Annotated in this window: 16 protein-coding genes, 1 tRNA gene and 1 pseudogene; 13 read left to right on the forward strand and 5 right to left on the reverse strand. The window is 67.1% G+C overall.

The annotated features are described in order from the left end of the window. Nucleotides 1-14: 14 nt before the first annotated feature. Nucleotides 15-2495, reverse strand: a complete 2481-nt coding sequence (locus ACWPWT_RS02415) for a glycoside hydrolase family 95 protein (RefSeq protein WP_454278405.1) — start codon at nucleotides 2493-2495, stop codon at nucleotides 15-17. Nucleotides 2496-3062: 567 nt separating this feature from the next. Between ACWPWT_RS02415 and ACWPWT_RS02420 the strand changes: the two genes are divergently transcribed. Continuing rightward, nucleotides 3063-3230: a hypothetical protein gene (locus ACWPWT_RS02420; RefSeq protein ID WP_454278406.1), complete on the forward strand. Its 168-nt coding sequence runs from the start codon at nucleotides 3063-3065 to the stop codon at nucleotides 3228-3230. Here ACWPWT_RS02420 and ACWPWT_RS02425 read toward each other — a convergent pair. Both ACWPWT_RS02425 and ACWPWT_RS02430 read right to left on the reverse strand, forming a co-directional pair. Beyond that, nucleotides 3201-3854 (reverse strand): PAS domain-containing protein, encoded by a 654-nt coding sequence (locus tag ACWPWT_RS02425; RefSeq protein ID WP_261270999.1) that lies wholly within the window; start codon nucleotides 3852-3854, stop codon nucleotides 3201-3203. The two genes, ACWPWT_RS02420 and ACWPWT_RS02425, sit on opposite strands and share 30 nt — an antisense overlap. A 253-nt stretch (nucleotides 3855-4107) precedes the next feature. Continuing rightward, a tRNA-Ser gene (locus tag ACWPWT_RS02430) sits at nucleotides 4108-4198 on the reverse strand. A 95-nt stretch (nucleotides 4199-4293) separates the two neighbouring features. Here ACWPWT_RS02430 and ACWPWT_RS02435 point away from each other — a divergent pair. Then, complete coding sequence (locus ACWPWT_RS02435) at nucleotides 4294-5163, forward strand: peptidylprolyl isomerase (RefSeq protein ID WP_454278407.1); 870 nt, start codon at nucleotides 4294-4296, stop codon at nucleotides 5161-5163. Between the two features lie 83 nt (nucleotides 5164-5246). On the opposite strand, the gene acs is transcribed toward ACWPWT_RS02435, so the two are convergent. Next, nucleotides 5247-7199, reverse strand: a complete 1953-nt coding sequence (gene acs, locus ACWPWT_RS02440) for an acetate--CoA ligase (RefSeq protein ID WP_454278408.1) — start codon at nucleotides 7197-7199, stop codon at nucleotides 5247-5249. 275 nt (nucleotides 7200-7474) lie between these two features. On the opposite strand from acs, the gene ACWPWT_RS02445 reads away from it, so the two are divergent. Beyond that, a complete protein-coding gene (locus tag ACWPWT_RS02445; RefSeq protein ID WP_454278409.1) occupies nucleotides 7475-10000 on the forward strand; it encodes a PAS domain S-box protein in 2526 nt (841 codons plus the stop codon). 29 nt (nucleotides 10001-10029) lie between these two features. Here the strand turns inward: ACWPWT_RS02445 and ACWPWT_RS02450 are convergent, their stop codons facing one another. Continuing rightward, nucleotides 10030-11472: a sensor histidine kinase gene (locus ACWPWT_RS02450; protein WP_454278410.1), complete on the reverse strand. Its 1443-nt coding sequence runs from the start codon at nucleotides 11470-11472 to the stop codon at nucleotides 10030-10032. A gap of 219 nt (nucleotides 11473-11691) precedes the next feature. Here ACWPWT_RS02450 and ACWPWT_RS02455 point away from each other — a divergent pair, with 219 nt between their 5' ends. From ACWPWT_RS02455 to ACWPWT_RS02500, 10 genes and pseudogenes are all read left to right on the forward strand, one after another. After that, on the forward strand, nucleotides 11692-13338 hold the full coding sequence (locus tag ACWPWT_RS02455) for an MFS transporter (RefSeq protein ID WP_454278411.1): 1647 nt from the start codon (nucleotides 11692-11694) through the stop codon (nucleotides 13336-13338). A 182-nt stretch (nucleotides 13339-13520) separates the two neighbouring features. After that, entirely contained in the window at nucleotides 13521-14513 is a 993-nt protein-coding gene (locus tag ACWPWT_RS02460) for an HlyD family secretion protein (protein ID WP_454278412.1), read from the forward strand. Continuing rightward, nucleotides 14510-15901 carry an efflux transporter outer membrane subunit gene (locus tag ACWPWT_RS02465; protein WP_454278413.1) on the forward strand — a complete coding sequence of 464 codons (1392 nt, stop codon included), beginning with the start codon at nucleotides 14510-14512 and terminating at the stop codon, nucleotides 15899-15901. The genes ACWPWT_RS02460 and ACWPWT_RS02465 overlap by 4 nt, the downstream gene beginning before the upstream one ends. An 85-nt stretch (nucleotides 15902-15986) precedes the next feature. Beyond that, nucleotides 15987-16352, forward strand: a complete 366-nt coding sequence (locus ACWPWT_RS02470; RefSeq protein ID WP_454278414.1) for an organic hydroperoxide resistance protein — start codon at nucleotides 15987-15989, stop codon at nucleotides 16350-16352. A 134-nt stretch (nucleotides 16353-16486) separates the two neighbouring features. Continuing rightward, on the forward strand, nucleotides 16487-16999 hold the full coding sequence (gene gloA / locus ACWPWT_RS02475; RefSeq protein WP_454278415.1) for a lactoylglutathione lyase: 513 nt from the start codon (nucleotides 16487-16489) through the stop codon (nucleotides 16997-16999). Between the two features lie 164 nt (nucleotides 17000-17163). Then, nucleotides 17164-18594, forward strand: coding sequence for a methyl-accepting chemotaxis protein (locus tag ACWPWT_RS02480; RefSeq protein WP_454278416.1), 1431 nt, complete (start codon nucleotides 17164-17166; stop codon nucleotides 18592-18594). A gap of 116 nt (nucleotides 18595-18710) precedes the next feature. Then, on the forward strand, nucleotides 18711-18980 hold the full coding sequence (locus tag ACWPWT_RS02485) for an STAS domain-containing protein (protein ID WP_261270328.1): 270 nt from the start codon (nucleotides 18711-18713) through the stop codon (nucleotides 18978-18980). 13 nt (nucleotides 18981-18993) lie between these two features. Beyond that, nucleotides 18994-21176: pseudogene (locus ACWPWT_RS02490) on the forward strand (chemotaxis protein CheA). Then, a complete protein-coding gene (locus ACWPWT_RS02495) occupies nucleotides 21173-22042 on the forward strand; it encodes a CheR family methyltransferase (protein ID WP_454278417.1) in 870 nt (289 codons plus the stop codon). Before ACWPWT_RS02490 ends, ACWPWT_RS02495 begins: the two are co-directional and overlap by 4 nt. Further along, complete coding sequence (locus ACWPWT_RS02500) at nucleotides 22042-23055, forward strand: protein-glutamate methylesterase/protein-glutamine glutaminase (RefSeq protein ID WP_261270325.1); 1014 nt, start codon at nucleotides 22042-22044, stop codon at nucleotides 23053-23055. The genes ACWPWT_RS02495 and ACWPWT_RS02500 overlap by 1 nt, the downstream gene beginning before the upstream one ends. Nucleotides 23056-23066 lie beyond the last annotated feature (11 nt).

Consider the following 23066-nt stretch of genomic DNA (forward strand, 5'->3'; position numbering starts at 1 on the left):
GAGTGACGTGACGCTCAGGCGGCGCCGATGCTCAGCGTGATCCGATCCCCCGCCCGTGCCGTGAAGCGCAGGCCGTCCGCCTCGCTACGCGTGGCGACGGCCACCCCGCCCCGGGTCGCGGCACGCAGGCGACGACCGGCGGGCAGGCGTACCCGAAACTCTCCGCCGTGCGTGGACAGCAGTTCCGCCTGCTCCAGCATCCCCGCCGCCCAGCGCTGATCGACGGTCACCCCGCCCCGCGCGCGCAAGCCACGGACGCTTCCGTCCCGCCAGGCCGGGGGCAGTGCGGGCAACAGCGCGATCGCGCCGTCATGGCTTTGCAACAGCATCTCGGCGATGGCGGCGGTGATGCCGAAATTGCCGTCGATCTGGAAGATCGGCCCCTTGTTCGACGGGTGGGTGTCGAACAGATTGTCGAGCGTACTTCCCTTGAAAAAGGCGTCGATCGACCGGCCGGAGCGGCCCGCATCCCCCATCCGCGCCCAGATACAGGTCGCCCAAGCGCGGCTCCAGCCCGTCTGCGCCCCGCCATTGTCCTCGCGACGCTGCATCGAGGTCGCCACCGCCCTAGCCCATTGCGGCGTGTGGCGGGGCGTGAACTCATCGCCGGGATAAAGCGGATAGAGGTGCGAGATATGGCGATGGCCAGGCTCGGCCTCGGCGAATTCGCGCGACCATTCGAGCAATTGCCCCTGGCTGCCGATCCGATAGGACTCCAGCCGCCCGACCAGCCCGCGCAGTCGGGCCGCGAAGGCCGCGTCGGTGTTCAACAAATCGGCGGTCGCGATGCAATTGGCGAACAGCTCGCGGGTCAGCGCCAGATCCATGGTGCAACCCGCGCTGATCGACGCCTTCTTGCCGTCGGGGGCCAGAAACTCATTCTCGGGCGAGATGGACGGCGCGGTGGTCAACCGACCGCTCGCCGGATCGGCGACCAGCCAGGCGGCGCAGAACTCGGCAGCGCCGCGCATCAGCGGCCAAGCCCGTTCCCGCAAAAAGGTCAGGTCGCCACCGAAACGATAATGCTGCCACAGATGCTGCATCAGCCATGGTCCACCCATCGGCCAATTGGCCCAGACCGGCGTCGCATCGCCCTCGCCGACCGGGTTCGCCATCGCCCAGATGTCGCTGTTATGGTGCAGGCACCAGCCGGGCATGCCGTAATAGCTTTGCGCGACGCGGCGACCGCGCACCGCGACATGCTCGATCCAGTCGAACAGCGCGCCATGGCAATCGGCGAGATTGGCGACCTCGGCGGGCCAATAGTTCATCTCGGTATTGATGTTGGTGGTGTGATTGCTGCTCCAGGGCGGCCGCACCTCGGCGTTCCAGATGCCCTGAAGGTTGGCGGGCTGGGTGCCGGGGCGCGAGCTGGCGATCAACAGGTATCGGCCGAAATGGAACAGCAGCGCGGCCAGTCCCGGATCGCTGACCCGCTCATTCGCTGCGCGGCGCTGTGCGGTGGTGCCCTGCGCCTCTCCCGCCAGCCGAAGCTCGGCACGGCGATAAAGCGCGCTATGGTCTGCGACATGCGCCGCGCGAAGGGCGGCATAGCTCTTGCCCCGCGCTGCCGCCAGGGCGGCGACCGCCTTCGCCTCGATGGTCGCGATCGGCAGGTCGGGTGGCTGGTCGAAACGGCGAAAGCCGGTGGCGGCGGCGATGCGGATCTCGACGCTGCGCGCGCCGCGCACCGCGATGGTCTCGCCCGATGGGCTGGCACGCCCGCCCTCCGTCGCGATTTCGGCCACCGCCGCGAACATCATGCCGCGTCCGGCCGCATCGTCATACCGGATCGGATCGGCCACTTGCTGGTAATTGGGCGCGGCATAGGCCGGGGCCTTGCCATGCAGGATCAACCGATGGCCCTCGGCCCGCGCTGATCCGCGCAACAGGGTGGAGAGCGACAGGTCCGCATCGATCGTCCCACCCTCCGCCGTCAGCCGCACGACGACCAGTTGCGCGGGATGCGATACGAACACCTCGCGCCTGTGGCGCGTCCGGCCGGCGGTATAGGCGACACCGATCACCGCCTGGTCGAGGTCAAGCTCGCGCCGATACTCGTTCACCGCCCCGCCCCCCGGCAGCGCGATCACCAGATCGCCGAGCGGCGCATAGCTGTTGGAATAGGGGCCCTGCAGCCGCTTCGCCCGTTCGTCGGCGGCGTGATAATCGCCCGCCAGCGTGGCCTGGCGAACGCCCGGCAGCGCGGCCTGGCCCTCGGAACTGGTGTCGGGGGTCGGATAGCCCGACCACAAGCTGTCCTCGTTCAGCGACACGATCTCGCGATCCGTCCCGCCGCGGACCATCGCGCCCAGCCGTCCGTTACCGACCGGAAGACCCTCCACCCAGCGAGTCGCGGGGGCATCGAACCACAGGCGATGCGAGTCGTCGGCGGCCACCGGCTGCGCGAGCAACGGCAGGTTGCCGAGCCCACCCGCGGCAGCCGCAAACGCCCCTGCCCCCAGCACGCCCCGCCGCGTCAGATCGGTCGACATCCCGCCCCCTCAATCGCCTGTATAAGATTCACTGTTCGTCGATGACGGTGACCCATTTAACGCCATGAAGAAAGAACGAATTTTCGTCATGTCTCAGGCGACAGATGCATCATGAGCAGGCGGCCAACGGCCATTATCGGGGACCCGATCATCGTTCGGCATTTCACCGGGGATGATCGGGCGGCTCGCCGTCCCCTGTTTCATGCTGGCCTTGCCTTCTGTTAATGACAGATGTTCAAAAGGACCCTATTGGGGCCGAGTCGGGCGCAACTCCCTAACGGCGTTCGACCGCAGGGCCTGCTTCTTCTCCCAACTGGCAGGCCCTGCATTCTCCTATTGCTCCGCAACCGATACCGAATGGAACGAAGCCTGCTGCAAGGCCGTCGTGATGCCAGGTCGCGCCGTTCGGATTTATCGATCACCCCCGGGCGGCGCGGCTCGCAAAGCATGGCGCCCGGTCCGGAGCGTTTCGCGGCGGATGGTTGGCGGCTTGCCAAATTTCCCATTTACGCCGCGATTCCATCGGCTAAACTTTCAAAGGAAACCCATTGATGATGGAGCCAGCCAATGCGGACCGTTCCTGACCAAGCGCGGCTGGCGCAGATCGAGGCGCTGCTTCAAGAGGCTCTGGCGCTCTTGGATGAGCAAGGCCTGTCGGTCGCTGCCGCGCATCTCGACGGGGTCATCCAGATGGTCGAGGCCGCGTCAGTCGGAAACGGGCACATCATACGCTGAGGCGAGCATCCGCTCCATCTTCGATATGCCGAGATGGGTGAATTGCACGTTCCGGCCCATCTTCGAGCCGGGTTCGAGCACACCCTGATCGGTCAGGTGGTTCACCCACCGCGTGACGATATGGGGCGGCAATTTGCTTTCGGCGGAAATCTCGGGGCTGCCCACGATGCGCCCTTCCGCCTCCGCCAGATAGATGCAGTTCAGAATATCGCCGAGCGGGCTGATCGCGACATCGACGCCGAATTCCTCCCGTCGCACTTCGCGCAGCCGACGCACGCGCAGCGCCATTTCCCATAAGCGCGCCGGGGGTAATTCACGCCCGACCTCGTTCCAGAACAAGGTGCTGACCAGCCGATCGGGATTGTCGAAGCGCGAGACGTAGAGATTGGCTGCAATCAACGAGCCATCGGGCCGGATATAGCGCTTCTGCAACCGCACCGGGGCCGCCCGCTTGATCAACGACGCGAGCATCGCGCCACTGCGATCGAGATCGTCAGGGTGAGTTATGTCCTTGTAGGACATACCCAATATCTCGTCCTCGCGGCGCCCGACAAGGTCCAGAAAGCCCCTGTCCGCCTCTAGGATGAAGCCGTCGATCGTAGAGACACAATGCGCCGTCGGCATATCAAGAAGGTCCCCGCATCGCTGCAGATGACATGCCGAATTTTTCTGCGTCAATGATTCAGGTCAATGACCGGCGCGTTTCCTGACGATGGCGTGGCAGCGGGACGATCGGCTAGGAAATTGACCGACCATGCGCCGGTCGAAAGTCGGTCGCCGACAACCGGACCCGCGCGAAATGCGTGTCGCCGGGAGATGTGGGACCCAGGGTTCGAAAACGCTGAAATATCGAAAAGCTAATGACTTGAGCAAAATTTGGCGGAGCGGGAGGGATTCGAACCCTCGATACGGTTTTGCCGTATACTCACTTTCCAGGCGAGCGCCTTCGACCACTCGGCCACCGCTCCGCTGAAATCATGCCTGGAGCACGGGCCCCTAATGCGCTTCTGCCCGGCGCGCAAGCGATTGCGTGGGGGAAGCGGGTGAGGCAGTCTGTTCCGCCATGACGATCGCGCTTCTGCTCGCCGCGCTGTTTGCGCAGGCCTCGCCCGCTCCCGCCCCGGCCGCCGCGCCACCGGGCGATCCCCTGCCCGGCGACTGGATCGCGGTTCCCGATGACGAGGTGCTGATCTTCACCCTGTCGAACGGCAAGATGGTGACGGTACGGCTCGCCGCCGCCCAGGCGCCGGTGCATGTCGCCAATATCCGCGCATTGGCGCGGGCGCATTGGTGGGATGCGGGGACCAGCGTCTATCGCGTGCAGGAGAACTATGTCGCGCAATGGGGCGATGCGACCGAGAAGAAGCCGGTGCCGCCCGGTATCGTCGCCAATCCGCCGGCGGAATATGTCCGCGCCGGCAACAGCGCGGTGGCGCGGTTGAGCAAGCCCGATCCCTATGCCGCCTGGGCGGGCTATAGCCGGGATGGCTGGCCGTTGGCGGGGGATGCTTCGTCCGAATGGATACCGCATTGCTATGGCATGGTCGGCGTCGCGCGCGATCTGGCGCCCAGCACCGGGACGGGGGCGGAGCTTTACACGATCATCGGCCATTCGCCGCGCGGGCTCGACCGCAATATCGCGGTCGCGGGGCGGGTGATCGATGGGATGGAGGCGCTGTCCACTCTGCCGCGCGGCACGGGGGATCTGGGTTTCTACAAGGAAGAGGGGCAGCGTCTGCCGATCGTGTCGGCGCGGCTGGCGAGCGAATTGCCCGCCGCCGAGCGGCCGCATTATCAGTATCGCGAGACGGCGTCTCCTCGCTTCGCCGCCTGGATCAAGGGACGGGAGAATCGGAAGAACGACTTCTTCACCGTGCCGGCCGGGGGTGTGGACATTTGTGCGGCATTGCCGCCGCTTCGGAAGGCGCCTTGATCGGTTTGGTTTGAGCGTTGGGTGTGGCCAGAAGGCCCATGGGCGAAACGGGGCCGCTTACCGCGAAGCGGCCCCATCCGGCATCACGCCGCCTTCTTCCCCGGCTCGACCCGGTTGGCGACCAGATGATCCACCACCGCCGGGTCGGCCAGCGTCGAGGTGTCGCCCAGCGCATCGACCTGATTCTCGGCGATCTTGCGCAGGATGCGACGCATGATCTTGCCCGAGCGGGTTTTCGGGAGAGCGGGCGCGAATTGCAGAGCGTCGGGGGTGGCGATCGGTCCGATCTCGCGACGGACCCACTGGACCAACTCGGCACGTAGCGCCTCGTCTTCCTCGACACCGGCATTCAGCGTGACGAAGGCATAGATGCCCTGCCCCTTCACGTCGTGCGGCATGCCGACCACCGCCGCCTCCGCGACCTTCACATGGGCGACCAGCGCGGACTCGACCTCGGCGGTGCCCATGCGGTGGCCCGAGACATTGATGACGTCATCGACGCGGCCGGTGATCCAGTAATAGCCGTCCTCGTCGCGCCGGCACCCATCGCCGGTGAAATATTTGCCCGGATAGGTGGTGAAATAGGTCTGGAAGAAACGGTCGTGATCGCCCCAGACGGTGCGCATCTGTCCCGGCCAGCTATCGGCGATGACCAGATTGCCCTCCACCGCGCCGTCCAGCACCTTGCCCTCGGCATCGACGATCTGCGGCAATATGCCGGGCAGCGGCTTGGTTGCCGAACCGGCCTTCAGCGGGACGGCGCCGGGGATCGGGGCGATCATGTGACCACCGGTCTCGGTCTGCCACCAGGTGTCGACGATCGGGCAGCGCCCGTCGCCGACGACATGATAATACCATTCCCAGGCTTCGGGATTGATCGGCTCGCCCACCGACCCCAGCACGCGCAAGGACGAACGATCGGTCTTCTTCACCCATTCGTTGCCCTCGCGCATCAAGGCACGAAGCGCGGTCGGCGCGGCATAGAAGGTCGCGACCTGATATTTGTCGACGATCTGCCAGAAGCGGCTGAAATCGGGGTAATTGGGCACGCCCTCATACATCAGCGTCTTCGCACCATTGGCGAGCGCGCCATAGACGACATAGCTGTGCCCGGTGACCCAGCCGACATCGGCGGCACACCAGAAGACCTCGCCCTCGCGGTAGTCGAAGACATGTTGGTGGGTGTAGGACGCCCAGAGCAGATAGCCGCCGCTGGTGTGCAACACGCCCTTGGGCTTGCCGGTCGAGCCGCTGGTATAGAGGATGAACAGCGGGTCCTCCGCCCCCATCGGCTCCGGCGGACAGTCCGTGGCGGCGGCTTCGACCAGATCGCCATACCAGACGTCGCGGCCCGGCTTCATCGTCACATCGACGCCGCTGTGGCGGACCACCACGACATGATCGACCACCACCCCGTCATGCTCCAGCGCGGCATCGACATTGGCCTTGAGCGGCACCGCCTTGCCCCCGCGACAGCCGCCATCCGCGGTGATGACGATGCGCGAGTCGCAATCGACGATGCGATTGGCGAGGCTTTCGGGGGAAAAGCCTCCGAATACGATCGAATGGATCGCGCCGATCCGGGCGCAGGCCAGCATCGCGAAGGCGGCTTCGGGGATCATCGGCAGATAGATGGTGACCCGGTCGCCCCTGGCGACGCCCAGCCCCTTCAGCGCATTGGCGAGGCGCGAGACCTGTTCATGCAACTCGCGATAGGTGATCCGCCGCTCGGTGCCGGGGGCATCGCCTTCCCACAGGATCGCGACCTGATCGGCGCGGGTCTCCAGATGGCGGTCGATGCAATTGGCCGCGACGTTCAACTGCCCGTCGGCGAACCAGTTGATACGGAAATCCGCCTCGGCGAAGCTGGTGTCCTTCACGGTGGTGAAGGGCGTGATCCAGTCCAGCCGCCCTGCCTGTTCGCGCCAATAGCCGTCCGGATCGGTCCGCGCCGCGTCATAGGCGCGGGCATAGCCATCGGCGTCCATCGACGCGCTGGCGGCCCAATCGGGTACAGGGTGAAGTTGTGCGCTCATGCCTGTCTCTCTCCTATTTGCAGCAATCTTTAGCAGTCCAACATGGCAAATGCCTATCGGGTCCGTGACAAAGTGTGCGCCGCAGCGGCTCGCCGGATCGGGTACGCAATACGTCAAAGGTTAAAAACGTAACGACGCCGCCGACAAAGAGCAGGCGAGGTTTTACAAAAAATTACTTCATTCCGAGCAAGATGCGGGCAGCTTCCCCTGTTCCTCAGGTCAAAGCAACGCTACAGCGTCACTTGGGCCAGGTTTCGAGGGGGGACGGACCGAGCATGATCGCGACTGCCCATGATCCAGCCGACATTCCCGCCGGGTTTGCCGCCATCTTGGCGCGCAGCGGCGAAATGGGACGGCTGATCGCGGGCTTCGACTGGAACGAGACGCCGCTGGGCCCCATCGCCGGCTGGCCGCAAAGCCGCCTGACCGCGATCGGCATCGCGCTGGCGTCCTCGATTCCGACCGCGACGATCTGGGGGCCCCAGGGCATTCTGATCTACAATGCCGCCTATGCCGCCTTTTCCGGGGACCGGCACCCCGCGATCCTGGGGCAGAAACTGGTCGACAGCTGGCCGGAAGCCGCGGTCTTCAATGCGCAGGTGATCGCGACCGTGCTGGGCGGGGAACCGCTGGCCTATCGCGACCAGGCGATGTTGCTGGCACACCGAGGCGTGCCCGAGCAGCATTGGCTCGACCTGGACTATACGCCGGTCGCGGACGAGAGCGGGCGGCCCGCGGGTATCATGGCGACGGTGATCGACAGCAGCGCCCGGATGCGCGACCGGCAGGAGCGTGAGGCCGCCATCGCCGCCGCACGCGAAAGCGAGGCCCGGTTCCGCAACGTCGCCGACCATGCGCCGATCATCATGTGGGTCACGCGGGCGGACGGCCACTGCGTCTATGTCAACCGCGCCTGGACCGTGCAGACCGGCCTGCCGATCGAGCAGGGGCTCGACTTCCAATGGCTGAAGGCGATCTTCCCCGACCACCGCGCCACGCTCGAGGCCGCATTCCGCGACGCGAGCGAAAGGCGCGAAGCGTTCAACCTCGAATTCCGCATGCTGCACCATGACGGCGGCTATCGCTGGTCGATGGTGACCGCGATCCCGCGCATCGACGAGGACGGCACCTATCTGGGCATGGTCGGTTCGGTGTTCGACATCGACGAGCGCCGCCGCGCCGAAGAGACGTTGCGCGACGTCAATGCGGAGCTGGAGCGGCGTGTGGCCGAGGCGCTGTCCGAGCGCAAGCTGTTCGCCGACATCATTGATTCGACCGGCACGATGGTTCAGGTCCTGGGCTTCGACCATCATTATCTGGCGATCAATCGCGCCGCCGCCGACGATTTCGAGCGTGTCTTCGGCATCCGCCCCCAGATCGGCCAGAACAAGAGCGACGCGATGGCGCGTCGACCCGACATATTGGCGATCATGCGCGGCTATTGGACGCGCGTGCTGGCGGGCGAGGATTTCTCTGTCATCCAGGCGCTGGACGATCTGGACGGCACGCGGCGGCATTACGAACTGCGCTTCAGCCCGCTGGTCTCGACGGACGGCACCCCGCTGGGCGCCTATCAGTTCGCGACCGACGTGTCGGAACGACTGGCGCAGCAGGAAAGGCTGGCCGACATGGAGGCGCAGCTCCGCCAGAGCCAGAAGATGGAAGCGGTCGGCCAGTTGACGGGTGGCATCGCGCACGACTTCAACAATCTGCTTCAGGTTGTGGTCGGCAATCTGGAGATGCTCGATCGTTTCCTGCCGATCGACGAGCATCCCCGCGCCAAGCGGGCCGCGATCAATGCGATGACGGGGGCCAAGCGCGCCGCGACGCTGACCCAGCGGCTGCTCGCCTTTTCGCGGCGGCAACCGCTCGCCCCGCAATCGGTCGATACGGTGCGACTGGTCGACGGGCTGTCCGATCTGCTGACCCGGACGCTGGGCGAGCAAGTATCTCTGGCGGTCGAGGCCACGCCGGACCTGTGGACGGTTGAGGCCGACCCCAACCAGCTCGAAAGCGCGATCCTGAACCTGGCGGTCAATGCGCGCGACGCCATGCCGCATGGCGGCACCCTGTCGATCAGGATGCGCAATGCGACGCTGGACGGGCTGGCGACGATGGCGGCGGGGCCCGTCCCCTATCCGACCGATCCCGGCGACTATGTCGCGATCGACGTCAGCGACACCGGCATCGGCATGGACCGCGCGACGCTGGGCCGGGTGTTCGAGCCCTTCTTCACCACCAAGGAGGTCGGCAAGGGTACCGGCCTGGGCCTGTCGATGGTCTATGGTTTCGCCAAGCAATCGGGCGGGCAGGTGCATATCGATTCGCATCCCGGTCGGGGCACCTGCGTCACGCTTTTCCTGCCCCGCCACCATGGCGAGGCGGCTCGGATCGTCGAGGCCCCTGCCGCCACCCGCCCGACGCGGGGCTCGGAGACGATCCTGGTGGTCGAGGACGATGCCGATGTCCGCGCCTATTCGACCGAGGCCTTGCGCGAACTCGGCTATGACGTGCTGGAGGCTGATGACGGCGCCTCCGCGCTCGTGCTGCTCGACGCGCCGGAGGCGTGCCGGATCGCGTTGCTGTTCTCGGACGTGGTGCTGCCGGGGGGCATGACCGGAGCGGACCTGGCCTCCGCCGCGCGGTCGCTTCACCCGCAGTTGAAGGTGCTGTTCACCACTGGCTATGCCCGTGACGTGATCGTCCATGGCGGACGACTGGACGCCGGCGTGGCGCTGATTACCAAGCCGTTCGACTTCGCCGATCTGGCGGCGCGCATCCGGGCGATGCTGGACGAGTGACGAGACGGACCGGAGGCGGGCGGCCGTTCCTACGCCGCGCCATCCGTGCCCATGGCCATGCTGTTCGAAACCGGCATGGCGATGGTGCAGTGCACGCCCTCCGGCCCCAGCACATAGGTGGTGCGGGCACCCAGTTGATAGGGCAGCGCCTGCTCGATCAGCTCGCGCCCCTGCCCGCCGCGATGCCGCGCCGGGTCGGTCGCGCGCATATCGACGCCGCTTTCCTGCCAGTCGATATGCAGCCACGGCTTTCCCCCTTCGCCGTCCGCCTCCAGCGTCCACCGGATCGACAGGCGGCCACCCGACTGCCCCAGCGCGCCATATTTGACCGCATTGGTCGCCAGTTCGTGCAGCGCGATGGCGAGCGTGTGGATGGTCGAGGAGCGGAGGCGGACGCCGGCGGGCCCGTCCAGCGTGACGCGGTCGGCGCGTCCCCCCATCGCGTCCACCTCGCCGCGGATCAGGTCGTCGAACGACACCCGGTCATGCTCGCTCAGCCGCGACAACAGGCCCTGCACCCGCGACAACGCCTCCAGCCGGTCGTTGAACTGGGTGTGGAAACCCGCGAGATCGTCGTTCGCCCGCACGCTGTCATTCGCGATCGATCGGACCACGCCCATCAGATTGCTGGTGCGATGCTGCAACTCGGCGATCAGCACGCGCTGCAATGCATCGGCCTTGCGCCGTTCGGTCAGGTCGGAAGTGACGACCAGAAAGCGGCTGGCCCGATCCTGCCCGTAAGGCAGCAACGAAATGGTGCTGCTGGCCCAGACCAGCGTCCCGTCGGGGCGGCGATAGCGCTTGTCGAGCGCGCCGGGCGTTCCCGTCGCGGCGGCCCGCTCCATCGCGTCCAGGCTGGGGCCGACGTCATCGGGATGGGTCAGGTCGGCGACGCCCAATGCCAGCACCGCGTCGCGCGGCCGCCCGACGATCCGGCAAAGCTCGTCATTGACCCGCAGGAACCGGCCATCGGGCGCGATGACGGACAGACCCACCGGTGCGGTGGCGAAGATCGCCGCCAACTGGCTCTCGCTATCGGCCAGCTTGATCCGCACCATCTCCTCGCGAAGCCGCATGAGTTCGGCCTGCGACGTCTTCCACTCGGTAATGTCGCGCGTGGTTGTCGCCACGCCGTCACCCAGCTTGACCACCGTCTGATAGAACCAGCCATCGAACTGCTCATGGACATAATGCCGTTCGTTCTGCTCGGCGATCCCGGTCTCCGTCACCCGCCGGAAGGTGTCGAAAATCCCCTCCACCACCACGCCGGGATTGCGCTCCAGCAGGCTCTGGCCGCGGACATCGCCGTACAGGCTTTCGGAGGTATGGTTGTTCAGCACCCAGCGGAAATCGACGATCTGCCCCGCATCGTCCCGGATCGCCTCGAACACCTGGATCATGTCGGTCGACGCATCCATCGTCGCCTGAAGCAGGTCATGGCTCACCGGCAATCCGGGCTTACGCTTATCCATGGCTTCCTCATCCACGTTCGTGCGCGCCGCGAATGCCCGCCGCACCGGGACAGAGAATAGCAGGGGTGGTCGGCTCCGTAACGAACATATGTCGGATCGGCCCCGGCCTTCGCCGGGCCGCGACGAATCGCCGATGGCGCGCTTTTGCGCCGGTCCGCGTGCCCCACGCACCCGAGTCGCCCGCTTGCGCGTTTGGCGCGACGGGATGAAAGGATGGGGATGGCATCGCGGTTTCGGCAATTCTGGAGCGAGGAGGACTGGTCCTTCGCCCCGCATGAGCGGCCGACCATTCCCGGATCGCCCGGCAATTTCGACCATCCCCACCGCCGGCGCATCGCCTATGGCGTCATCGCCGTCCTGATCGGGCTGACCGGCGGGCTGGGCAATGCGCTGGTCCAGGTCAACACGGTGCAGTTGCAGGGCGCACTGGGGCTGGACCCGACCGAGATCGCATGGCTGCCCATCGTCTATGTCATGACGAACGCCTCGATCAATCTGTTGCTGATCAAGTTCCGCCAGCAATTCGGGCTGCGCCCCTTCGCGCTGCTGTTCGCCGGGCTCTACACGATCCTGACCTTCGCGCATCTGTTCGTGCGCGACTTCTCCACCGCGATTGCGGTGCGCGCGGCGAGCGGCATGGCGGCGGCGGCGCTGTCGTCGCTGGGGCTATACTATATGATGCAGGCCCTGCCGGCGAAGTGGCGGTTGAAGGCGATCGTGCTGGGCATCGGCGTGCCGCAATGCGCGACGCCGCTGGCGCGGCTCTTCTCGCCCGAGCTGCTCGCCATGTCGCAGTGGCGGACGCTTTACATGTTCGAGTTCGGGCTGGCGGCGGTCAGCCTTGCCGCGATCATCGCGTTGCGCCTGCCGCCGACGCAGCGGGTCAAGGCGTTCGAGCCGCTCGATTTCCTGACCTTCGCGCTCTACGCCCCCGCCATCGGACTGTTTTGCGCGGTGCTGGGCCAGGGTCGGCTGGTGTGGTGGACCCAGGCGGCCTGGATCGGCTGGGCGCTCGCCATCGCCATTCCGCTGCTCGCCGCCGCGCTCTGGATCGAGCATCACCGCGCCAACCCGTTGCTCAACACCCGCTGGCTGGGGTCGATGGACATCATCCGATTCGCCATCGTCACGATCATGGCGCGCATCGTCCTGTCCGAACAGAATTTCGGCGCGGTCGGGCTGCTGACCGCGCTGGGCCAGAACAACGACCAGTTCGGGACGCTGTTCACCATCGCCTTCCTCGCCTCGATCGCGGGCGTGATCATGAGCGCGGTGACGCTGGACGTGAACCGGCTGACCCATCCGGTGATGTTCGCGATCGGGCTGGTCGCCATCGCCGCCTATGCCGACAGCTTTTCGACCAACCTCACCCGCGCGCCAGAGCTGTACGCGACCCAGGCGCTGATCGCTTTCTCGACCACCTTCTTCCTGGGCCCGTCGCTGCTGTTCGGGATGACCCGCGCCCTGCAACAGGGGGCTGGGCATGTCATCAGCTTCATCGCGCTGTTCGGGGTGCTCAATTCGGTCGGCGGCCTGGGCGGCACCGCCTTGCTGGGCACCTATCAGGTGATCCGCGAAAAGGCGCATAACGCCGCCATCGTCCAGAATATCGACCCCACCGACCCGCAAGTGACGCAGCGTATCCAGGCGGGCGGCGCGCGAGTCTCAGGCGTGGTCGGCGATCCGACGCTCGCCCGCGCCGAAGGAGCCGCTTTGCTGTCGCAGGCCGCCACGCGCGAGGCCAATATCCGCGCCTATAACGATGTCTTCCGACTGGTCGCGGCGCTGGCCGCCGCCGTCACCCTGTTCCTCGCGCTGCTGACCTGGCGACGTGCCCGGCGCACGCGCGCCGCTGCCAAGGCATAAGCCATGACCGACACACGATCGCCCGTCTCCCCCACCCCCATGTCAGAGGAGGCCGCCGCCGAAGCGGGCGTGCCGCCGCCCGCCCCCGCCCGGTTCCCCCGCCCGCCCCGGCCTCGGGTTGGCGGCCGCCATCGGGCGGATGGCGGTCGCGCACGCTGATCGCGCTGCTCGTCATCGGCGGGGTGGCGGCGGTGCTGGCGGCGTGGCGGCTGCCGCCCTTTGCGACCGATCGCCAGTCGACCGACAATGCCTATGTCCGCGGGCGGACCACGGTGATCGCGCCACAGGTCAGCGGCTATGTCACCGCCGTGCTGGTCAAGGATTTCGAGACGGTCCGGGCCGGCCAGCCGCTGGTCCGCATCGACGACCGAATCTATCGCCAGCGCGTCGATCAGGCGACCGCACAGGTCGAGGCGCAGGCGGCGACCCTGGCGAACAGCCGACAGGCCGCCGCCTCGCGCACCGCAAGCTTGGCCGCGCAGGACGCCGCCGTTGCCAATGCCGAAGCGCAGCTGATGCGCGCCCGGGCCGATATGGCGCGGGTCAACGACCTCGTCACCGACGGATCGGTGTCCTTGCGCGAACGCGACCAGACGCTGGCGACCCTGCGGCAAGCGCAGGCAGCACTGCGGCAGGCCCAGGCGGCGCGCGAGATCGCGCGACAGGACATTCGGACGGTGCAGGTCGGGCGCGGCGGGCAGCAAGCGGGCGTATCGGGGGCGGAGGCCGCACGGCGGCTGGCGCAGATCGACCTGGCCAACACCGTCATCCGCGCGCCCGAGGACGGTCGCCTGTCCGAAGTCGGCGTGCGGCTGGGCCAATATGTCACGGCGGGGTCGCAATTGATGTTCCTGGTGCCGCCCGAGACCTGGGTCATCGCCAATTTCAAGGAAGCCCAGACCGCGCGCATGGCGGTCGGACAGTCCGCCAGCTTCACCGTCGACGGCCTGAACAATGCCCGGCTGAAGGGACATGTCGAGCGCATCTCCCCCGCCGCCGGTTCGGAGTTCGCGGTGCTCAAGTCCGACAATGCGACCGGCAACTTCACCAAGGTACCGCAGCGTATCGCGGTGCGCATCCGCATCGATCCGGGCCAGCCGCGGGCGGCGCGGCTTCGTCCCGGCATGTCGGTGCAGGCCAGCGTCGATACGGCCGGCGGGCCGAGCGTGCGATGAGGACCCGCATCGCCCTCTCCCTCGCCGCCGCGCTGGCGCTGGCGGGCTGTATCGGCCCGCGCCCGGAGCGCCCCGCCGATACCGCCGTGGTGCCTCCGCCCGCCTGGCGCACCGCGCTGGGGCCGGGCAGCCCGATCGCCGCCGACTGGTGGCAGGCCTTCGGCGATCCGCAAATGACCGCGCTGATCGCACAGGCACTGACCAACAGTCCCGATCTGGGCAGCGCCGCGGCCCGCGTGGAAGAGGCGCGCGCGCAGGAACGGCTGGCCCGAGCGCAGCTTTCGCCCAATGTGACGGCGGGCCTGCCGCTGACCGAGGGGCGCAGCGTCACCGCCTTCGGCACCGGGCTCGACCAGTTCGGGTCGCAGCCGGTGGTGCAGGCCAGTTATGATTTCGACCTGTTCGGCCGATTGCGCAACGCGCGCGCGGCGGCACGCGCGCAACTGCTGGCGACCGAGGCCGCTCGCGATACCGTCCGCCTGGCGCTCGCCGCCTCGGTCGCGAGCGGTTACGTCTCGCTTCGTGCTCTGGACCACCGTCTGCATATCGCCGAAGAAACGCTGGCGGCGCGAGCCGATGCGCTGCGTATCGCGCGGCGGCGGGCGGAGACGGGCTATACCTCCAACCTCGAACTGCGGCAGGCGCAGGGCGAGTATCGTGCGACCGAGCAATTGGTCGCCGCCGCCCGACTGGCGGTCACGCGGCAGGAAAATGCGCTGAGCGTCCTGATCGGCGGCACCCCCGGTCCGATTCCACGCGGGCTGCCCATCGACAGGCTCGTCCGCCCCGCCATCCCCGACGGGTTGCCCGCCGACCTGCTGCGCCGCCGTCCCGACCTGTTCCAGGCCGAACAGGCGCTGGTCGCCGCCGACCGCTCGCTCGACAGCGCGCGCGCGGCGATGCTGCCCAGCCTGGGGCTGACCGGGTCGGCGGGGGTGGTTCTGTCCAACGCGCTCGCCAATCCGATCACCATCTTCTCGATCGGCGGCAGCGTGCTCGCGCCGATCTTCGACGCCGGGCGCCTGCGCGCGCAGGCGGATGCCAGCGCGGCGCGGCGCGATCAGGCGGCCTATGCCTATCGCCGCACTGCGCTGACCGCCTTTCGCGAGGTGGATGACAGCCTCGCCTCGGTCCGCCGATCGGGGGAGCAGGCGGTGGCCTTGGCGGGGCAGCGCGATGCGCAGGCCGACGCGTTGCGCATTGCCTCCAACCGCTATCGCGCGGGATATTCCTCCTATCTGGAACAGCTCGATGCGCAACGCGGCCTCCTGAACGCCGAACTCGCACTGGCCGAGGCGCAGGCCAGCCAGTTGACCGCCTATATCACCCTGTATCAGGCGATGGGTGGCGGCTGGTCCCCCGATGCGATCCGCGCGACGGGACGGTAATCGGTCCGTCATGGAACGCACGCGACCTTGACGCGCTGACGCCATCGAACCGATTCTGGACCAAATCGCCAATGGGAGATTCGATATGGCTGTGAATGTGATCTACAAGACCAAGGCGACCGCCACCGGCGGGCGCGACGGCGCGGCGCGGTCGGAAGACGGCTCGGTCGACGTCAAGCTGGTCGTCCCCAAGGAAATGGGCGGACCGGGCGGCGAAGGCGCCAATCCGGAAAAGCTGTTCGCCGCGGGTTATTCGGCCTGCTTCCTGGGCGCGATGAAGGCGGTTTCGGGCAAGGAAGGCGTGAAGGTGCCGCCGGACGCCAGCGTCACGGCAGAGGTCGGCTTCGGCCCGCGCGAGGAAGGCGGCTATGGCATCACCGTCGATCTGGCGGTGAGCCTGCCGGGTGTCGATCGCGCGGACGGCGAGCGCCTGATGCACGCCGCGCACTAGGTCTGCCCCTATTCCAACGCCACCCGCAACAATGTGAATGTCGGCCTGACGCTCGCCTGAGCCCCGCCATTCACCGACTCGAAGCCCTTCGCCTGTATCCGGGCGGGGGGCTTTGCCGTTCAAAGGACCCGATCATGACCCGTCCCACCGGCACCGAATCCTTCGCGCTCAACCAGACGATGCTGCGTATACGCGATCCCGAGCCCTCGCTGGCCTTTTACCAGCAGGTGCTGGGCATGACGCTGCTGCAACGGCTCGATTTCGAGGAGATGCGATTCTCGCTCTACTTCCTCGCCTATCTGGCGGAGGGGGAGACGATTCCCGAGGATCCCGCCGAACGCGCCCGTTTCATCTTCAACCGCGAGACCACGCTGGAGCTAACCCATAATTGGGGTACCGAGTCCGATCCCGCGTTCCAGGGCTATCATGACGGCAATAGCGATCCGCGCGGCTTCGGCCATATCGGGATCAGCGTCGCCGACGTGGCGGAGGCCTGTGCCCGGTTCGAGACGCTAGGCGTGCCCTTCAAGAAGCGTCCCCAGGACGGGAAGATGAAGGATATCGCCTTCATCACCGACCCCGATGGATATTGGATAGAAATCCTGTCGGCGAGCGGAATGACCGAAAGCGTCGGAACCAATCCTTAATCAAATATTACCTTCAAAACCTGCGATTATCGAAACCGGATATTTACGGCTTGTGACCATTATGGGCATTCAAGCCGGAGGAAATTGGTACGCGCCGACCCTCCGTCTTCCCGAAGACGAGCTTCTTCCTGCTCGTCCGGTCGGTCGTTGGAGGGTTTGCCGTAATGTTGTCCTGGTTTGCCAAGACGGCGCCGATTCGCTTGAAGTTCGACGTCCTGACGATCGTCTATGGCGCGATCGCGGCCACCGGCCTGGCGGCGACGATCGTCGCCAGCGGCGGCATCGCCCCCACCCCACCGATCATCGCGGCGGGCATTGCGTTGCTGGCCTCGCTGATCGTATCGCGCGTCAGCCGCAAGCTGATCTGCGATCCCTATGTTGGCAGCGTCGTGACGATGGAAAATCTGGCGGCGGGCCGGATCGAGGGCGACGTCCCCTATACCGAGTATCGCGACTGTATCGGCCGCATCGCCAAGGCGGTTCAGGTGTTCCGCCAGAATGCCGCCCATGTGCAGCAGGCCGCACAGGCGCAGCAGGTCGTCGTCAGCGCACTGGGCAAGGGGTTGAGCGAGCTGGCCGATGGCAATCTGACCGAGACGATCCACGCGCCCTTCCCCGCAGATTACGAGAAGCTGCGCACCGACTTCAACCGCGCGATGGAAACGCTCGCCCGCGCCATGGGCACGGTGACGGTCGCGACGCACGGCATCAATGCGGGTGCCAACGACATCCGCCAGGCATCGGACGACCTGTCGCAGCGTACCGAGCAGCAGGCCGCGAGCCTGGAGGAAACCGCCGCCGCGATGGACGAGATCACCTCGACCGTTCGCCAGACCGCCGAGGGTGCCAACCGTGCCAACCGCGCGGTCTCCGACGCCCGGATCGAGGCCGAACAGTCGGGCGAGGTCGTGCGCCGGGCGGTGGACGCCATGGCCGGGATCGAACGCGCATCGAGCGAGATTTCCGAGATCATCAGCGTCATCGACGGCATCGCCTTCCAGACCAACCTGCTCGCGCTGAATGCGGGCGTCGAGGCGGCCCGCGCCGGTGATGCAGGCAAGGGCTTCGCGGTCGTCGCCTCCGAAGTGCGCGCCCTGGCGCAGCGCTCGGCCGACGCGGCCAAGGATGTGAAGTCGCGCATCCTCGCCAGCTCCGAACAGGTCGAATCGGGCGTCAGCCTGGTCAGTGACACCGGCAAGGCGCTGGAGCGGATCATCGTCCAGATCGCCGAGATCAGCACGCTGGTCGAGGACATCGCCAGCTCGGCCGAGAAGCAGGCGATCGGGCTTCAGGAAGTCAACACCGCCGTATCCGCGATGGACGGCGTGACTCAGCAGAACGCCGCGATGGTCGAGGAAGCGACCGCCGCCGCGCGGTCGCTGGCGGTCGAGGCCGACGGGCTGGCACGCGAGATCGCCCGGTTCCGCATCAACAACCCGCCGGGCGACAGCTTCGTCGCACCCCAGCCGGTCCACCAGATGCAGCAGCGCGCCGCCGCCGCGGGCCGCCGCATCGTCCAGGCCTCGCGCGCCGTGCCGCAGTCGGCGGGCAGCGCCGCCCTGGCCGTCAACGAGGACGACTGGACCGAATTCTGATCGGTCGCGCTCCCGTCCCGTAATGGGGTGGGGGCTTCGGCCCGGTCTGGGACCTGCATCGCCCTTTCCGACCCGCCGACCATGACGTGGCCCACCAACCTCCCCGGAGTTCAGCCTTGACTGCCTTCCCCCTCGCCCCCGTGCTCGACACCGCCGCCGCGGCTCCGCTGCGCCAGACGCTGCTCGACCTGATCGCATCGGGCGATGCCGTCATCCTGGACGGGTCGCAGGTGGTCCAGACCGGCCAGGCCTGTCTTCAGGTGCTGGCCGGAGCCCAGGCGATGGCCGCGACGCTGAACATCGATTTCGAATTGAACGCACCATCCGAGCCGCTGGCTTCGATGATCGCACTGGCGGGGCTCGACGCCCTCGTCGCTGTCGCCTGAAAGGCCCGATCCGATGAATCTCGACGAGATCCAGCAAATCTTCTTCCAGGAATGCGAGGAAGGGCTCGGTACGCTGGAAACCGCCTTTGCCGATCTGAAGCGCGAGCGCCATGACGACGAGACGATCAATACCGTGTTTCGCGCGGTCCATTCGATCAAGGGCGGCGCGGGCGCGTTCGGTCATGAGCGGCTCCAGCATTTCTCGCATCATTACGAAACGCTGCTCGACCTGATCCGCAACGGCAGCCTGGCACTCAGCGAACCGCTGATCGACCTGATCGTCGCGGCATTCGATACGTTGAGCGACCATGTCGCCGCCGCGCGAGGCGAAGCATCCGTCCCCGCCGACCAGGCCATGCTCGATCGGCTGGCCGCCGCCGCCGAGGGCGAGATACCTGGTGGCGCGACCGAAGCCGAGGTTGCTGCCGATCCCGCTCCCACCTCGCCCGCCGCCGCCGCCGCGCTCGATGATTTCGACGCGCTGTTCGCGATGCTCGAAGACCCCGCGCCGATGCAGGCCGCGGCGGAGGAGGAGGCCGGTCCCGCCGAGTGGATCGTCACCATCCATCCCGGTCCGCGCGCCTTCGACCATGGTGCCGAACCGATGCTCACGCTGCGCGAACTGGTGCGGATGGGCGGGCGGACGCTGGGGGTCGATCTGTCCCCCCTTCCGCCGCTCGACACGCTGGATGCCGAACGCGCCTATATCGGCTTCACCATGGCGGTGCCCGGCACGGTCGAGGAAGACGACATCCGCGCGGTCTTCGACTTTGCCGATCCGCAATGCCGCCTGACCATCGTGCGCGACAGCGCGATCGCGGTCGAGACGCCGCCCCCGCCGAGCCGATCCCCGTCGAGCCAGTCCCGACGCCGGTCGCCATCGTCGAAACAGCCGCGCCCGCCCCGGTCGCCCCTGCCCCCGCCCCTTCGCCGGCACCCGCGCCGGTCGCCGCCGCCCCCGTGACCGAAGCGGCGAGCGGCCCGCGCGTCGCGGCGGCCGCAGCGCAGACGATCCGCGTCGATCTCGACAAGCTGGACCGGCTGGTCAACCTGGTCGGCGAACTGGTCATCACCCAGGCGATGCTGGCGCAGCGCCTGTCCGAAAACGACATGGGCTCGATCTCCGAACTGTCCGACCTCGACCACCTGACGCGTGAGCTTCAGGATTCGACCATGGCGATCCGCGCGCAGCCGATGAAGACGGTGTTCAGCCGCGTGCCGCGCATCATCCGCGAACTGGAGGTCGAGACCGGCAAGCGCGTCCGCCTGGAAGTCGAGGGCGAGATGACCGAGGTCGACAAGACCGTGGTCGAGCGTATCGGCGAGCCGCTGACCCATCTGATCCGCAACGCCGTCGACCATGGCCTGGAGACCCCTGCCGATCGCAAGGCGGTGGGCAAGGATGGCGAGGGCGTGGTGACGCTGTCCGCCGCGCACCAGTCCGGCCGGATCGTCATCACCGTCGCCGATGACGGGCGTGGCATCGATCGGGCGCGCGTCAAGGCCAAGGCGATCGAGCGCGGCATCATCGCCCCCGATGCGCAATTGTCGGAGGAGGAGATCGACAATCTGATCTTCGCCCCCGGCTTTTCGACCGCCGCCGTCGTCTCCAACATCTCCGGTCGCGGGGTCGGGATGGACGTGGTGCGCAAGAATATCCAGGCGCTGGGCGGGCGCATCGGCATTCAGTCCGAACTCGGCAAGGGGTCCAGCTTCTCGCTCAGCCTGCCGCTGACCCTCGCGGTGCTCGACGGCATGATCGTGACCGTGGGCGACCAGACCTTCGTCATTCCGCTGACCCATATCGTCGAAAGCCTGCGTCCCGGCATCGACGAGGTGCATGTGGTGGGCGGCCAGTCGCCCTTGCTCGACGTGCGCGGCACCTATGTTCCCGTTCACCGCGTCGGCGAGCAGCTCGGCGTGAACGGCGCGAAGGCGCGGCCCGAGGATGCGGTGCTGATCGTGGTGGAAAGCGACCAGGGGCAAGCGGTCCTGATGGTCGATTCGATCCAGGACCAGCGGCAGGTCGTGGTGAAGAGCCTGGAGGCCAATTACCGCGCCATTCACGGGCTGGCCGGCGCGACCATCCTGGGCGATGGCCGGGTCGCCCTGATTCTCGACGTCGATGCGCTGATCGGACGCTGGCGGCGCGACGGGCGCGGCCCGAGCGCGTTCATCGAAGATCTCGCCGCGTGAGCGCACTGTCCGCCATTGTCCCCCAGGGCAACGACCGCGAGATGGAGTTCGCCTTCTCGGAGTCCGACCACCGCGCGATCGCGGACATGATCTATGCCGAATCGGGCATATTGCTGCCCGATAGCAAGGCGAAGCTGATCTATGGGCGGCTGGCCCGGCGCCTGCGCGCCTGCGGGCTGTCGGACTTTCCGGCCTATCTCGCGATGATCGAGCATGATCCGGAGGAAAAGGCGCGGGCGGTCGATGCGCTGACCACCAACCACACCGCCTTCTTCCGCGAAAATCATCATTTCGAGCATTTCCGCGACGAGCTTTGGCCCGCTTTCCTCCAGCGTCTGGCGGGTGGCGGGCGGGTGCGCGTCTGGTCGGCGGCCTGTTCGAGCGGCGAGGAACCCTATTCGCTGATGATGACCATCGCGGGGCAGGATGTCCGCGCCGCCGAGAAGCTGGCGAACCAGGATTTCCGCCTGCTCGCGACAGATCTGTCGCCCAGCGTGATCGCGACGGCACGCGCGGGGCGCTATCCGCTCGACACGACGCGCGCCATGCCCGCCTCGATGCGCCAGGCCTGGTGCCGCCGGCTCGGGGAGCAGGACGAACTTCACCCCGCACTGCGCGCGCCGATCGCGTTTCGCGAACTCAACCTGTTGCGCGGCTGGCCGATGAAGCGGCCGTTCGACGTCATCTTCTGTCGCAACGTCATGATCTATTTCGACGAAGCGACCAAGGCCCGGCTGTTGTCGCGCTTCGCCGACCAGATGGTCGACGGCGGCATCATTTACATTGGCCATGCCGAACGCGTTCCGCCGGAAGTATCGGCGCGCTTTCGCTGCATCGGTCGCACCGCTTTTCAGAAGGTCTCCTAATGGCCATACGCACGCTGATCGTCGATGATTCCCCCACCATGCGCGCGTTGATCGCGGGGATGTTGAGCCGCGACCCCGAGATCGAGGTGGTCGGTGCCGCCGAAGGGCCGCATCAGGCGCGCGACATGATCAAGACGCTGGACCCCGATGTCCTGACGCTGGATGTCGAAATGCCCGACATGAACGGGCTCGATTTCCTCGAACGCATCATGCGGTTGCGCCCGATGCCGGTGGTGATGCTGTCGACGCTGACCCAGGCGGGCGCGGAAGTGACGATCCGCGCACTGGAGCTGGGCGCGGTGGACTGCTGCGCCAAGCCCGCTGCCGGCTGCGTCGACCGCAGCCTGATCAACAGCGTCAAGGCCGCGGCGGGCAGCCGCCGCCCTCGTCCCATAGGCTTGCCGCCGGCACCGGTGTCGATGGCGAATTTCCAGCCGCGCCCCCAGTCCATGATCGCCATCGGGGCATCGACCGGCGGGGTCGAGGCGCTGATCCAGGTCCTGAGCGGCTTTCCCGCCAATTGCCCGCCGACGGTCATCGTCCAGCATATGCCCGCGACCTTCACCACCAGCTTCGCCGCGCGGCTCGACCGGCTGTCCAAGCCGACCGTGGCCGAGGCACGGCACGGCCAGCCGCTGCTCCCCGGCCATGTCTATCTGGCGCCGGGCGGCACCCATCATCTGGAGATCGGCGGCACGGCGGGCCAGTATCGCGCGCGGCTGATCCCCGACGATCCGACCAGCGGCCACCGCCCCTCCGTCGATCGCCTGTTCCAGAGCGTCGCCAAGGTCGCGGGCGCGCATGCGGTGGGCGCGATCCTGACCGGCATGGGCCGCGACGGGGCCGAAGGGCTGCTGGCCATGCGCGGACAGGGCTGCCTGACCGTGGGGCAGGACCGCGACAGCTGCGTCGTCTATGGCATGCCCGGCGTCGCGCACGAGATCGGCGCGGTCAGCCGACAGCTGACGCTCGCCCGGATCGCGCCCGCCCTGATCGACGGGTGTCGCGCATGATGGTCGCCACC

The sequence above is a fragment of the Sphingomonas sp. Marseille-Q8236 genome, assembly GCF_965112005.1.